At 63.5% G+C, this 13174-nt stretch carries 10 protein-coding genes and 1 tRNA gene; 3 read left to right on the top strand and 8 right to left on the bottom strand.

The genetic code is table 11. The annotated features are described in order from the left end of the window. Window positions 1–40: 40 nt before the first annotated feature. Both aroQ and I3253_RS06550 read right to left on the bottom strand, forming a co-directional pair. Window positions 41–478, bottom strand: a complete 438-nt coding sequence (gene aroQ, locus I3253_RS06555; protein ID WP_197916836.1) for a type II 3-dehydroquinate dehydratase — start codon at window positions 476–478, stop codon at window positions 41–43. A 62-nt stretch (window positions 479–540) separates the two neighbouring features. Next, window positions 541–984, bottom strand: coding sequence for an Lrp/AsnC family transcriptional regulator (locus I3253_RS06550; protein ID WP_197916835.1), 444 nt, complete (start codon window positions 982–984; stop codon window positions 541–543). A gap of 126 nt (window positions 985–1110) precedes the next feature. Between I3253_RS06550 and I3253_RS06545 the strand changes: the two genes are divergently transcribed. Together I3253_RS06545 and I3253_RS06540 are read left to right on the top strand one after the other, a co-directional pair. Then, the gene (locus tag I3253_RS06545) at window positions 1111–4533 is read left to right on the top strand and encodes an indolepyruvate ferredoxin oxidoreductase family protein (RefSeq protein ID WP_197916834.1); all 3423 of its coding nucleotides are present in this window, start codon (window positions 1111–1113) and stop codon (window positions 4531–4533) included. Between the two features lie 33 nt (window positions 4534–4566). Further along, on the top strand, window positions 4567–5076 hold the full coding sequence (locus I3253_RS06540; RefSeq protein ID WP_232236943.1) for a RidA family protein: 510 nt from the start codon (window positions 4567–4569) through the stop codon (window positions 5074–5076). A gap of 55 nt (window positions 5077–5131) precedes the next feature. Here I3253_RS06540 and I3253_RS06535 read toward each other — a convergent pair. Beyond that, a tRNA-Met gene (locus I3253_RS06535) sits at window positions 5132–5208 on the bottom strand. Between the two features lie 494 nt (window positions 5209–5702). After that, window positions 5703–6389, bottom strand: coding sequence for a DUF1045 domain-containing protein (locus I3253_RS06530; protein WP_197916833.1), 687 nt, complete (start codon window positions 6387–6389; stop codon window positions 5703–5705). A gap of 54 nt (window positions 6390–6443) precedes the next feature. On the opposite strand from I3253_RS06530, the gene I3253_RS06525 reads away from it, so the two are divergent. Next, complete coding sequence (locus tag I3253_RS06525; RefSeq protein ID WP_197916832.1) at window positions 6444–7589, top strand: alpha-D-ribose 1-methylphosphonate 5-triphosphate diphosphatase; 1146 nt, start codon at window positions 6444–6446, stop codon at window positions 7587–7589. Window positions 7590–7776: 187 nt separating this feature from the next. Here I3253_RS06525 and speB read toward each other — a convergent pair whose 3' ends face one another. The 4 genes from speB to speA form a co-directional block, all read right to left on the bottom strand. Then, a complete protein-coding gene (gene speB / locus I3253_RS06520) occupies window positions 7777–8625 on the bottom strand; it encodes an agmatinase (RefSeq protein WP_197916831.1) in 849 nt (282 codons plus the stop codon). Continuing rightward, the gene (locus I3253_RS06515; RefSeq protein ID WP_197916830.1) at window positions 8622–9791 is read right to left on the bottom strand and encodes a carboxynorspermidine decarboxylase; all 1170 of its coding nucleotides are present in this window, start codon (window positions 9789–9791) and stop codon (window positions 8622–8624) included. The genes speB and I3253_RS06515 overlap by 4 nt, the downstream gene beginning before the upstream one ends. 101 nt (window positions 9792–9892) lie before the next feature. Beyond that, complete coding sequence (locus tag I3253_RS06510) at window positions 9893–11104, bottom strand: saccharopine dehydrogenase family protein (RefSeq protein WP_197916829.1); 1212 nt, start codon at window positions 11102–11104, stop codon at window positions 9893–9895. A gap of 23 nt (window positions 11105–11127) precedes the next feature. Continuing rightward, window positions 11128–13017, bottom strand: coding sequence for a biosynthetic arginine decarboxylase (speA, locus tag I3253_RS06505; protein WP_197916828.1), 1890 nt, complete (start codon window positions 13015–13017; stop codon window positions 11128–11130). Window positions 13018–13174 lie beyond the last annotated feature (157 nt).

The raw sequence follows: 13174 nt of genomic DNA, 5'->3' as shown, positions 1-13174 counted from the left end.
GGCGGGGCTTATCCGCCCTTGCGGGCGTCTTCGCGAGGGGTCAGGCGAGCAGCGTCGCCATGCGGCGCAGGGCCAGTTCGTAGCCTTGCACGCCAAAGCCGGCGATCACGCCGTTGGCGCGGGCCGAGACATAGGAGTGGTGCCGGAAGCTTTCGCGCTGGTGCACGTTGGAGATGTGCACCTCGAGCACCGGGCCGTCGAAGGTGTTGAGCGCGTCAAGGATGGCCACCGAGGTGTGGGTGAAGGCGGCCGGGTTGATGATGATACCGTCCGCCGTGTCGCGGGCCGCGTGGATCCAATCGATCAACTGGCCTTCGTGATTGGATTGCAGAAGGGTTGTCCGGATGCCGAGATCCTTGCCCAGCGCGGCGCAGCTGGTGGCGACATCGTCGAGCGTGTCCGGGCCATAGATCTTTGGCTCACGCTTGCCAAGCAGGTTGAGATTGGGGCCGTTCAGGATGGTGACGGTGCGGGTCATGTGCGATCTGCCTTGCTGTCTGATCCATGGAGTAGCCGTGAAAGGGGGGGCGGGGCAAGGGGTTAGCGCGTCTTGAGGTCGCGCAGGATCACGTTGGTCTGGGCCGAGCGTACAGCGGGAAGGGTAAACAGCACGTCTTCGAGAAAGCGGTTATAGGCGTCGATATCGGTGCAGCGGATGCGCAGGTGGTAATCGGCCGCGCCCGTGGTGGCGTAGCAGTCGCGCACTTCGGGGCGGTTGGGGATGACCTCGATAAAGCGCCTGAGGGCGGGTTTGTCGTGGCGGGTCAGCTGGACATGCACGATGGCGTGGAAGGCCAGGCCAAGCCGGTCGGCGCGCAGGCGGGCGCCGTAGCTGTCGATCAGCCCGGCCTCTTCGAAGGCCCTGATGCGGCGCCAGCAGGCGGAGGTGGACATGCCGATCTGTGCGGCAAGGTCTGCGTTGGAGAGGCGGCAATCGCGTTCCAGAAGGGCGAGAAGGCGGCGGTCTTTGTCATCGAGTTGCATGGTTTTTCATATCACTGATTGGGTCATTTTTGGCATGGGTTTTCGATTCTGGCCGATCTTGCGCGCAAATCGGAACAGAATTCCAGCGATTTCGTGCGACACTTGTCTGCCCGAAGGAGATGCGCCATGACCAAAGCCAGCCATGATTTTCAAAGCTATGCCCTGTCCGATCGCTATGATCGCGGGGACGGCCGGGTGTTTTTAACCGGAACGCAAGCTTTGGCGCGGATCATGTTTGATCAGGCGCGCCGGGATCGGGCCGCGGGGCTGAACACGGGCGGTTTCGTGTCGGGCTATCGCGGCTCGCCGCTTGGGGCGCTGGATCTGGAGTTCTGGCGCGAGAAGGCGCGCACCAAGAAGGAGAAGATCACCTTTCTGCCCGCGGTGAACGAGGATCTGGGGGCGACGGCGGTTCTGGGTGCGCAGCAGGCGGTGCTGGACCCGGATTGCGCGTATGACGGCCTGTTTTCCATGTGGTACGGCAAGGGGCCGGGGGTGGACCGGTCTGGTGATGCTCTTAAACATGGCAATGCCTATGGCGCGTCGCCCAGGGGCGGCGTGCTGGTTGTGGCGGGGGATGACCACGGGTGCGTGAGTTCGTCGATGCCGCATCAGTCGGATGTGGCGTTCATGGCGTGGTTCATGCCAACGCTGAACCCGGCCAGCGTGGAAGAATACCTGGCGTTTGGCGAATACGGCTTTGCCTTGTCGCGGTTTTCCGGGACATGGGTGGGGTTCAAGGCGATCTCGGAAACGGTGGAATCGGGGCGGTCGGTGGAATTGCAGCCCGACCGAAAGTTCGTGACCCCGGAGTTCGACATGCCCCCCGGCGGGCTGCATGTGCGGCCCAGCGACCTGCCCAGCCCCGAGATCGAAACCCGGATCGGGCACAAGCTGCGCGCGGTGGAAGCCTTTGTCGAGGCGAACCCGATTGACCGGCGCATCTATGACATCGAGGATGCGGTTTACGGGTTTGTCACCACGGGCAAGGGGCATCTGGACCTGATGGAGGCGCTGCGCCTGCTGGAGCTGGACGAAGCGGCCTGTCGGCGGCTGGGGATCGACATTTACAAGGTCGGCATGGTCTGGCCGCTGGCGCGGCGCGATGCGCTGGCCTTCGTCACCGGCAAGCGCGAGGTGCTGGTGGTCGAGGAAAAGCGCGGCATCATCGAGAGCCAGTTCAAGGAGTATTTCTATGACTGGCCCGGCGCCAAGCCCGAGAAGATGGTGGGCAAGTATCGCGCGGTGGGTGAGCCGCTGTTGCCGTGGACGGGCGAGTTGAGCCCCTTGATGCTGGTGCCGGTGGTGGCCGAGCGTTTGGCGCGGTTTTTCCCGCATGAGAGGCTGGAAGAAAAGGCGCGCGCGCTGCTGGCGGAAAAGCCGCCGGTGCTGAACGTGCCGGGGGCGACGCGCACGCCCTATTTCTGTTCGGGCTGCCCGCACAATACCTCGACCAAAGTGCCCGAGGGCAGCCGCGCGATGAGCGGGATCGGGTGTCATGTGATGGCAAGCTGGATGGGGCGCAACACAGGTGGATATGCCCAGATGGGGGGCGAAGGCGTACCGGTGGCCGTGGCGCAGAAGTTCAATGGCGGACGGCATGTGTTCCAGAACCTGGGCGAGGGGACGTGGTATCATTCGGGCTCGCTGGCGATCCGGCAGGCAGTCGCGGTGGGGGCCAACATCACCTACAAGGTGCTGTTCAACGATGCGGTGGCAATGACGGGCGGTCAGCCGGTGGACGGGCCGGTTTCCGTGCAGGGGATCGCATGGAACGCGCGCGCCGAGGGTGTGGAACGCATCGCGCTGGTCAGTGATGACATCGGCAAGTTCAGCCATGGCGAATTCCCGCCGGGCACCACGTTTCGGGATCGCCGCGATCTGGACGCGGTGCAGCGGGAAATGCGCGAGATCAGGGGCGTGACGCTGCTGATCTTTGAACAGACCTGCGCGACGGAAAAACGCCGCCGGCGCAAGCGGGGCACGTTGGAAGACCCCGACAGGTTCGTATTCATCAACGAGCTGGTTTGCGAGGGGTGCGGCGATTGTTCGGTAGAGAGCAACTGTCTGAGCGTCGAGCCGGTGGAGACCGAATTCGGGCGTAAACGAAAAATCAACCTGTCCTCCTGTAACAAGGACTTCTCTTGTGTGAACGGGTTCTGCCCCAGCTTTGTGACCGTGACCGGGGCGAAGCGGCGCAAACGGGACGGGACCGATATCGATCTGGCCGGTTTGATGGCCGGGTTGCCCACCCCCGCGGTGCCATCACTCGCGGAGCCTTATGACTTGCTGGTCACGGGGGTGGGTGGCACCGGCGTTGTGACGGTGGGCGCGCTGATCACCATGGGGGCGCATCTGGAAGGGTCCGGTGCGAGCGTGCTGGATTTCACCGGGTTTGCGCAGAAGTTCGGCACGGTGCTGAGCTATATCCGGCTGGGCGCGTCGCCCGGCGACTTGCATCAGGTGCGCACCGAGGCGGGCGCGGCGGATGCGGTGATTGGTTGTGACGTGGTGGTGTCTTCGGCCCCCAAGGCCAGCGTGCATTACCGCAAGGGCAGCCGTGTGGTGCTGAACACGGCGGCGATGCCGACCGGCGATCTGGTGCTGAACCGGGATGCGGACCTGAAGATCGGGCTGCGCGAACGGGTGATCCGGGATGCGGTGGGGGCAGAGAACCTGCGCGCGCTGGATGCCAATGCGCTGGCAGAGCGGCTGATGGGGGATGCGGTGTTCGCCAATGTGATGATGCTGGGCTTTGCCTGGCAGACGGGGCTGGTGCCGGTCAGCGAAGGGGCGCTGAAACAGGCGATCCTGTTGAACGGGGTGGCCGTGGAAAAGAATGCGCGCGCCTTTGATCTGGGCCGGGTGCTGGCGCATGACCCGGCGACGTTTGACATCGAGGAAAGCCCGACGCAGGAAGGGCTTGATGAGATCATCGCGCGGCGGGCGGCGTTTCTGACCGGGTATCAGGATGCTGCCTATGGCGCGCGGTACCGGGCGCGGATCGAAGGGTTGCGGGGCGTGTTGCCCGATGCGTTGGTGATCGAGGCGGCCAAATCACTGTTCCGGCTGATGGCGGTGAAAGACGAATACGAGGTTGCGCGGCTGCACATGGAGACAGGGTTTGACGAGGTGCTGCGCCGGGAGTTCGAAGGCGATTTCAAGGTGAATTACCACATGGCGCCACCGATCCTGCCATTGGGCCGGGACGGGCGCGGACGGCCCCGGAAGATGCGGATGGGGCCGTGGCTGCGCCCGGTGCTCAGGGTACTGGCGTGGATGAAGGGCCTGCGCAACGGGCCGTTCGACCCGTTCCGGTTCAGCATCGATCGCAAGCTGGATCGCGCGCTGCTGACGTGGTTTGAGGGCGTGCTGGATCAAGTGGCCGCCGGATACGCGCCAGACACGGAGGAGGCGTGCGCCGCTCTGGTGAAAGCGCCCCAGGATATACGCGGCTATGGGCCTGTGCGAGAGAAAGCGTCGGAGAAGGTTTTGCGAACCGCTGATACCTGGCTGGCCGGTTTGACGATACAAGGCGACGCGGGATAGCCTTGGAACCGGGGGGGTGCCAGGGTTGCCTCTATGAATATTCAGGAGCATGAAATGGTCGATGTCACCGCAAGATTGCAGGCGCTTGGATTGTCCTTGCCGGCGCCCACCCGAATTCCGGCCGGCGTACATATTCCGTTCGATCTAGTGCGGGTGCGCGGGCGCAGGGTGATGATCTCGGGACATCCCAAGTCCCATGCGGATGGCCGGATCGCCGGGCCGTTCGGCCAACTTGGCACGGATCTGACCACCAAGGACGGATACGATGCCTCGCGTGAAATTGCGCTGGCTGTTCTGGCCAATGTGCAGGCGGAAATCGGTAATTTGTCCCGTGTTTCCGGGTGGGCCCGGGTGTTTGGCATGGTCAATTCAGCCCCTGGATTCACGGACCAGCATCTTGTGATCAACGGGTTCAGTGACCTTGTGCTGGAGGTGTTCGGGCCGGATATCGGCGGCCACGCCCGCTCGGCGATTGGCGTCGCGGGATTGCCAATGAATTTCGCGATCGAGATCGAGGCGGAGCTGGAATTGTCGGAAGGCTGATGGCCCGCGAGAAAAGCGAAACCCGGACGCAAAGGCATCCGGGTTTCTGGAATTCTGGTGGCGGTACAGGGACTTGAACCCCGGACACGCGGATTATGATTCCGCTGCTCTAACCAACTGAGCTATACCGCCATAAGTGGGGTGCGATTTAGGGCCATTGGCGGGCATCGTCAAGAGAGAAATCAGGTGGTTTTTCCGGGCCACGAAAATTCACGCCCGGTTGTGGGCTGGGGTCTGAAACGTGTCCCCGGTCCGTCTTGCGACCGACGCGGTGCCAGCGGGCCATTCCGCCGCCCGAAGTGAGGAATGCGGAATGGCCGGAACCGGCAGATCAGGCCTGCGGGTCTTCTTTCGATTTGCGGGCGTGGATCACCTTGGCGACGAGCGCCAGGGAGAAGACGACAAGCAGGGCTTGAATAACGGTAAACATGGGGTTTGGTCCTTTCGGTTGGGGTGGGTCGCGTGCCTCACCTAGCGCGTAAAAGCGGCGAATTGATGGATGATTTGTGGGAAGTTGCGTCGGAAATGGCCACCGAATTGCCAGATTGCAATGACGGCTGTCCGACCGCGCCGCCCGGTTGGCGCGGCGGCACGTGGTCCCCGACCGCGCCGGTGCCGTTGGCAATTCAGCCGGTGAGGGCGCAGCGGTGGATTTCGTGAAACATGCCGGCGGCGTCCTCGCCCACGAGGGTGAGATCGGTAACGTCGAACGGAACGGGCAGGAGAGGCGCAAGGCGCGGGGTGAGCACCTGTTGGACCTGATCGGCCTGATCGGGTGAGAGAGGGCCGGTCAGCGTGATGTGAAAGCGGAATTCCTCCATCACATAGGGGTAGCCCCATTGCGCCAGCAGCGCCTCTTGCCGGGGGCTGAGCCGGGATCTGCGGCGGCGGGCCAGTTCCGCGCTGGTTGGCGGCGCGCGGAACGGATCGAGCCTTTGGACAACAATGGCGGCGTGTTTGGCCAGCAGGGATTGGTCGCCCTTGACCTTGAGGGCAAGAAAGCGGCCAAGGCGTGTGATGCGCAGCCCGTCCAGGCGGACCGGCGACAGGGAGGCGCAGAGCGTTTCGAACGCGTCGTGCAGGTCGGGGGCGGTGGTGTCCGCCGCCAGGAAGAAGGGCGGCTTGATCGTGCCGTGCAGCCCGTATTTGCGCGGCGTGGCGGTGATGTCGGGGATGGGCGCAGGCAGGTCGGGAATGTCGGGATGGGGGCAGGTCTGGCCCATGGCCGCGTCCCAGCCCAGCCACTGTGCGCCGAACCGGGCCAGTGCGCCGGGGGGCGGGGTGTGGAATATGCCGTATCTTTGGAATTGCATGAGAATGTGGGATAGGATGCCGGGGGGCCGATGACAACAGGATGTAACGCCGGGATGACACAGGACTTGATTCTTGCCAATGCCTCGCTGGTGCTGCCGCAGGAAACGGTAACGGGCAGCATCGTGGTGCGGGGCGGCAAGATTGCCGGGATGGACAGCGGCGCGGCGGTGCCGGCCGGTGCGGTGGATTGCGCGGGAGATTTCGTGGCGCCGGGGCTGATCGAGCTGCATACCGACAATCTGGAGCGTCATATCCATCCGCGCCCCAGGGTGGACTGGCCGCACCAGGCGGCGATTTTGGCGCATGATGCGGAATTGGCCGGCGCCGGGATCACGACGGTGTTCGATGCGATCCGGGTTGGATCGATCGTGTCCGACCCGAACAGGAAATACGGCAGGTATGCGCGCGCCATTGCCAGCGAGATCCTGTCGATGCGCGCCAGCGGCGGCTTGCGGATCAGCCATCATCTTCACTTGCGGGCCGAGACCTGTTCGGAGACCCTGATCGAGGAACTGGCCGAGTTCGGACCCGAAGACCGGATCGGGATCGTGAGCCTGATGGATCACACGCCGGGGCAGCGGCAATTCACCGATCTGAAGAAATACGAAGGGTATGTGCGCGGCAAGTATTCGATGGAGGCCGAAGAGTTTGCGCGCCATGTGGCGTTTCTGTTGGATTTGCGGGCCAGCCTGGGAGATCGGCACGAGGCGGCGGCGGTGGCGGCGGCCAGGCGTTACGGCGCGGTCTTGGCAAGCCATGATGACACGACCGCCGGTCAGGTGGCGGTCTCGGCGCATCACGGGGTGCGGCTTGCAGAGTTTCCCACGACCGTCGCGGCGGCGCGGGCCAATCATGGCCACCGGATTGCCAATATCATGGGCGGGCCGAACCTTGTGCGGGGTGGATCGCATTCGGGGAACGTGGCGGCGATTGATCTGGCCGAGGCGGGGCTGCTGGACATCATTTCGTCCGATTACGTGCCTGCGTCGTTGTTGTTGGCGGCGGTGCAGCTGGGGCAGCATTGGGGCGACATGGCCCGGGGGCTGCACACGGTGACGGCGGCGCCGGCGCGATATACCGGGCTGGAGGATCGCGGGCAGCTGGACATCGGCAAATCGGCCGATCTGATCCGGTTCTGGCTGACCGAGGGGGTTCCGGCCCTGCGCGCGGTCTGGAGCAAGGGCGCGCGTGTGGCGTGAGGGTTGGTACAAGGCCTTGCCCGGTTTCAAGGCGCGCCGTGCCTGCCGACGGGCATCGCCCCCATTCTGCCATGCGGGGTGATTTTGCCGCGGTGTGGCGAATTCCGCGTGGGACGGGCCCGGTGCGATAAAGCGGGTTGAAAGAGGACAGGATCTTCGATCCCGGGCCGCGCGATGCCCGGCACGCTCAACCCAGGCAGGCGGCCATCAGGCGATAGGTGATCTGGGCAGCGGTGAAATCCCAGGCGGCGTTGCCGTCGGGCGCCAGTTCCACCACATCAAGGCCAACACATTTGCGCCCCTTGAGCGCGTGTTCGACGAGGTGCAGCGCCTGATAGTAGCCCAGCCCGCCGGGGACCGGCGTGCCGGTGGCAGGCATTTGCGAGGGATCGAGCCCGTCGACATCAAAGCTGACATAGACGTGTTCGGGAAAGTCGTCGGGCAGGTCGATGGCGTGTATGTTGCCGGTGACAAGGTCTTCGGCGTCCTTGTAGAACACGTCATGTCTGGTGCGGTTGTCGATTTCCTGTTGGCAGAGCGCGCGCACGCCGAACTGGGCAAGGCGGATGCCGGTTTCGGCGAGCAGGTGCATGACGCTGGCATGGGAGTGTTTTTCGCCCTGATAGGCGATGCGCAGGTCGGCGTGGGCGTCGATCTGGATCAGGCCGAGGGGCCTGCCAAGGGCGCGCGCGACGCCGGTGACGGCACCATATGACAGCGAATGTTCGCCGCCCAGGGTGACAGGGATCTTGCCGGCGGCGGTGGCGGCCCGGGTGCGCTGCGCCAGCCTTTCCATCACGTCGGGCAGGGGGCCGGTGCAGTCCAGCGGCGATTCGGTGACGATGCCGTGGGCGCAGGGTTCGATGGCGTTGGTGATGCGCTCCAGTTCATTGGAGGCTGCGATGATGGCGGCGGGGCCGTTGGCGGTGCCGGATCCATAGGACACCGTGCGTTCCAGCGGCACCGGGATGATGCGAAAGCGGGCGTCCTGGGTGCGTTCACCGGGTTGAAGTTCGCTGTTCAGGAAGATGGTCATGAAAGCCTCGTCTTGAAGTCGTCATAGCCGAATTGCCGGATGATTTTCAGCGCGTCGGTCTGGCTGTTCCACAGGGCGATGGCGGGCAGGGGGACGCCGTTGAACGTGTTGGTCTTGACCATCGAGTAATGCGCCTGATCGAGAAAGGCAAAGCGCTGGCCGATGGTCAGTGGCTTGTCCCAGGTGTAATCGCCGATCACGTCACCCGCGAGACAGGACGGGCCGCCAAGCCGGTAGGTGTGGCCCTGGCCGGCCTCGTCCAGAAGGGCCGGGCGGTAGGGTGCTTCGATCACGTCGGGCATGTGGCAGGTGGCGGAGATGTCGGTGATGGCAAGGTTCCTGCCATTGTGGGGCAGGTCCAGGATTTCGCCCACAAGGATGCCAGCATCCAGTGCCACGGCCTCGCCGGGTTCAAGGTAGATGTCGAGGTTGTGTGCGGCGCGAAGAGACTTGATGAAGTCGATGAGCGCCTCGCGGTCATAGTCGGCGCGGGTGATGTGGTGGCCACCGCCGAAATTGAGCCATTTGAGGCCGGGAAGGTAGGGGGCGAGTTTAGGCGCCACTGCGTCCCACGTGCGCTGGAGCGGTGCGAAACCCTGTTCGCAGAGCGTGTGCATATGCAGCCCGTTGACGCCTGTCAGGGCGTGCGCGTTGAGCTGGCTGACGGGCGTGCCGAGGCGCGAGCCGGGGGCGCAGGGATCGTATTTCGGGATCTCGCCTTCGGAATGTTCCGGGTTGATGCGCAGGCCGATTTGCACGCCAGCCGCCTGTGCCCTGGCAAGGAAACGATCCTTCTGGGCGGGGCTGTTGAAGATCACATGGTCGGACAGGGACAGGATTTCGTCGATGTCGCTGTCCTTGTAGGCGGCGCAGAAGGTGGCGACCTCGCCGCCGTATTCCTCGCGCCCCAGACGCGCTTCGTGGATGCCGGAGGCGCAGGTGCCGCGGAGGTACTGGCGCTGTAATGGCGCGAGGGCGAACATGGAGAACGCCTTGAGGGCCGACAGGACATGCGCGCCGGAGCGGTCGGCGATGTCCCGGAGGATCGCGAGGTTGCGCTCTACGGCGGCCTCGTCGACGACGAAGCAGGGCGAGGGGACGCGTGCGAGATCGAAGTTGCGAAAGGCGCCTGCGTCGCCGGCCTGGGTTTGCATCATGTCGGGCATATCGGGCGGTCCTTGGTGTGGCGAGGCCGGGGGCGCTGCCCCCGGACCCCCGGAGTATTTTCGGAACAATGAAGGGCGCGGGGTGGCGCCTGTCCCTGCATTCAGAAGGCGACCGGACCGTCGAGTTCGTGCACCTGCCATGGCAGGCCGTGGGTGTTCAGCATGTCCATGAAATCATCCGGGTCGAGCTGTTCCATGTTCCACACGCCGGGCGCGCGCCAGTTGCCTTTGAGCAGTTGCGCGGCGCCGATCATGGCCGGCACGCCGGTGGTGTAGGACACGGCCTGGGAACCCACCTCGGCGTAGCATTCCTGGTGGTCGCAGATATTGTAGATGTAATAGGTTTTCTCGCCCGAGCCGTCCTTGGCCTGGCCGGTGGCGATATCGCCGATGCAGGCCTTGCCCTTGGTTTCGGCGCCCAGATCGCCGGGATCGGGCAGCAGGGTTTTCAGGAACTGGATGGGAATGATTTCCTTGCCGTCATGCAGCACCGGGTCGATCCGGGTCATGCCGACATTTTCCAGCACTTTGGCGTGCATGATATAGGCATCGCCAAAGGTCATCCAGAAGCGGGCGCGTTCGATTTCGGGGAAGTGGGTGGACAGGGATTCCAGTTCCTCGTGATACATCAGGTACATGTTTTTCGGCCCGATGGCGGGGAAGTCGAAATTGACCTTGTGGGTCATGGCGGGGGTGGTTTTCCAGGTGCCGTTTTCCCAATGGCGGGCTTCGGCCAGCACTTCGCGCAGGTTGATTTCGGGGTTGAAATTGGTGGCGAATTCCTGGTCGTTGGAGCCGCCATTGGCGTCCAGCACATCGATCTGGCGGATTGTGTCCAGCTTGTGTTTCTTGAGCCATTTGGCGAACACGCTGGTCACGCCCGGATCAAAGCCCGAGCCGAGGATGGCGGTCAGGCCGGCGTCCCTGAACTTGTCGTGATAGGCCCATTGCCAGTGATATTCGAATTTGGCTTCGTCCTCGGGTTCGTAATTGGCGGTGTCGATATAGTGGCAGCCTGCCTGGAGGCAGGCATCCATCAGCACCAGATCCTGATAGGGCAGGGCCAGGTTGACAAGAATCTCGGCGCCGGTTTCGCGGATCAGGGCGACGGTATCCGCGACCTTGTAGGCATCCAGCGCGGCGGTGGCGATTGTCACCCCGGTGCGTTCCTTCACGCTGGCGGCTATGGCGTCGCATTTGGATTTGGTGCGGCTGGCCAGGGTGATCCGGGTGAAGATGTCGCTGTTCATTGCCATCTTGTGCACGGCGGCGTGGCTGACGCCCCCGGCGCCCACGACGAGTGTCTTGCCCATGGTCATGTCTCCTTTGGAGGTGGTTATTCGTAATAGGTATAGCCGTTGATCGAGTCGCGATAGGCGCCCATGATCAGCTTGCGGTCGGATGTCTTGAGGGCGCCGGCGGAAATTGCGCCATCCACCATCTTGCGGAAGGCGGCGATGCAATCGGCGGGATCGTATTCGACATAGCTGAGGACTTCGGAGATGGTGTCGCCCTCTTGTTCATGCAGCAGGTCAAAGCCGCCATCGGCGCGCAGATCAAGGGTAACGACATTGGTGTCGCCAAACAGGTTGTGCAGATCACCCAGCGTTTCCTGATAGGCGCCAACGAAGAATACGCCAAGATAATAGGGCTGGTCCGTGGGCAGGGAGTGGACCGGAAGCGAAGGGGACACGCCATCGGCGAGGATGAACTGGCTGACCTTGCCGTCACTGTCGCAGGTGATGTCGGAAAGCACCGCGCGCCGGTCGGGGGGCTGGTTCAGCATTTGCAGCGGCACGATCGGGTGCAGTTGATCGATCGCCCAGACATCGGGCAGCGACTGGAACAGGGAAAAGTTGCAGTGATAGATGTCGGCGGCCTTTTCCAGCTGATTGTCGACATCGGTGAAATCGTCCATTGCCGCGACCAGCGCCTTGATGCGGGACATCAGGTGCAGGTAGACGCGTTCGGCGCGGGCCATCTGGCGCAGGTCGATATAGCCGCGCCGGAACAGGGCGCGCAATTCGTTGCGGTAAAAGGAGGCGTCGTTCCAGCATTCCTGAACGCGGTCGGCATCAAGATAATCGGCGACGGCGGCTAGATCGGTCAGGAGGTGGTGATCTTCGGGTCCGGTTTCGGGGGCGGTGGGGGCATCGTACAGCGTGCTTTCCAACACGTTGAACACCAGCATCGACGAGGTTGCCACCACGGCGCGCCCGCTTTCGGTGACAAGCGTGGGGTGGGGAATGCCCGCCTCGTCCATCGCATAGCCGACGGTTTCGACCACGTTGGAGGCGTATTCCTCGACGGTGTAGTTGATCGAGTTCTCGGTGGCGCGTTTTTCACCGGTATAGTCCACGCCCAGGCCACCGCCCAGATCGAGATGAGTGAGCGGCGCGCCCTCGCGGGTGAGTTCGGTGAAATAGCGGCACGCCTCGCCCGCGGCGCGGCGCACGTCGTTGACATCGGGCACCTGGCTGCCCAGGTGGGAGTGTTGCAGTTTCAGGCAGTGCAGCAGCCCGGCATCGCGCAGCTTGTCCAGCACGGCGACCAGCTGATCGGTGTTCATGCCAAAGGTGGAGCGGTCGCCCGAGCTTTCCTGCCATTTGCCGCTGATCTGGTTGGTCAGCTTGACGCGTACGCCCAAAAGCGGCGCGACCCCCAGTTCCCTGTAGACGGCGATGACGGTATCCGCCTCTTTCGGGCTTTCCAGCACGATCACGGTGTTGAAGCCCAGCTTGCGCGACAGGGTGGCGAGGGCGACGAATTCCGCGTCCTTGACCCCGTTGCACACGATCAGCGCGTTGCGCGCCAGCTTGTGGGCCAGGGCGATGACCAGTTCGGGCTTGGACCCGGCTTCGAGCCCGTAATCGAAGGATTGGCCAAATTCGACGATCCGGTCGATCACCTGGGCCTGTTGATTGACCTTGATCGGGAAGACGCCGCGATAGGTGCCCTGATACCCGGCGCGGGCAATGGCATCGCGAAAGCTGGTATTGATGTGGCGGATTTCGTTTTCGAGATAGCTGGAAATGCGCACCAGCATGGGCACGTGGATGCCGCGCTCTTCGAGATCGGACAGGATGGAGGGCAGGCTGACGGCCGGCGCGTCCGGGGCAAGCGGATTCTTCAGGCCGATCTCGCCGGAGTCCAGCGCAACGATCAGGCCTTTGCCCCATTTCTCAATGCCGTAGATATCGTGTGGCGCGTCGACGGAATGCGTCAATCAGGTATCCCCCAAAAAGTGGCCGCGTGCCGGGAATCGCCCAATAGGGCCGGGAGGCGAATATTCCAAGCGGTATTTGCGTCAGGCCGCCAGTATTTGGGGCGGGTCCGGGATTCGCAACCAAAAAGCCCCGGAGCAGGACGCGCCGGGGCCTTGA

It is taken from the genome of Thiosulfatihalobacter marinus, assembly GCF_016019955.1.
Classification (GTDB): domain Bacteria; phylum Pseudomonadota; class Alphaproteobacteria; order Rhodobacterales; family Rhodobacteraceae; genus Shimia; species Shimia marinus_A.
This window is presented reverse-complemented; position numbering and strand designations above follow the sequence as displayed.

What these genes read in the sequence shown, in the direction of transcription:
- I3253_RS06525 (WP_197916832.1), top strand. Translation starts at nt 6,444, where the DNA reads ATGACACAGGACTTGATTCTTGCCAATGCCTCGCTGGTGCTGCCGCAG.
- I3253_RS06540 (WP_232236943.1), top strand. Translation starts at nt 4,567, where the DNA reads ATGAATATTCAGGAGCATGAAATGGTCGATGTCACCGCAAGATTGCAG.
- I3253_RS06550 (WP_197916835.1), bottom strand. Translation starts at nt 984, where the DNA reads ATGCAACTCGATGACAAAGACCGCCGCCTTCTCGCCCTTCTGGAACGC.
- I3253_RS06530 (WP_197916833.1), bottom strand. Translation starts at nt 6,389, where the DNA reads ATGCAATTCCAAAGATACGGCATATTCCACACCCCGCCCCCCGGCGCA.
- I3253_RS06515 (WP_197916830.1), bottom strand. Translation starts at nt 9,791, where the DNA reads ATGCCCGACATGATGCAAACCCAGGCCGGCGACGCAGGCGCCTTTCGC.
- aroQ (WP_197916836.1), bottom strand. Translation starts at nt 478, where the DNA reads ATGACCCGCACCGTCACCATCCTGAACGGCCCCAATCTCAACCTGCTT.
- speB (WP_197916831.1), bottom strand. Translation starts at nt 8,625, where the DNA reads ATGACCATCTTCCTGAACAGCGAACTTCAACCCGGTGAACGCACCCAG.
- I3253_RS06545 (WP_197916834.1), top strand. Translation starts at nt 1,111, where the DNA reads ATGACCAAAGCCAGCCATGATTTTCAAAGCTATGCCCTGTCCGATCGC.
- I3253_RS06510 (WP_197916829.1), bottom strand. Translation starts at nt 11,104, where the DNA reads ATGGGCAAGACACTCGTCGTGGGCGCCGGGGGCGTCAGCCACGCCGCC.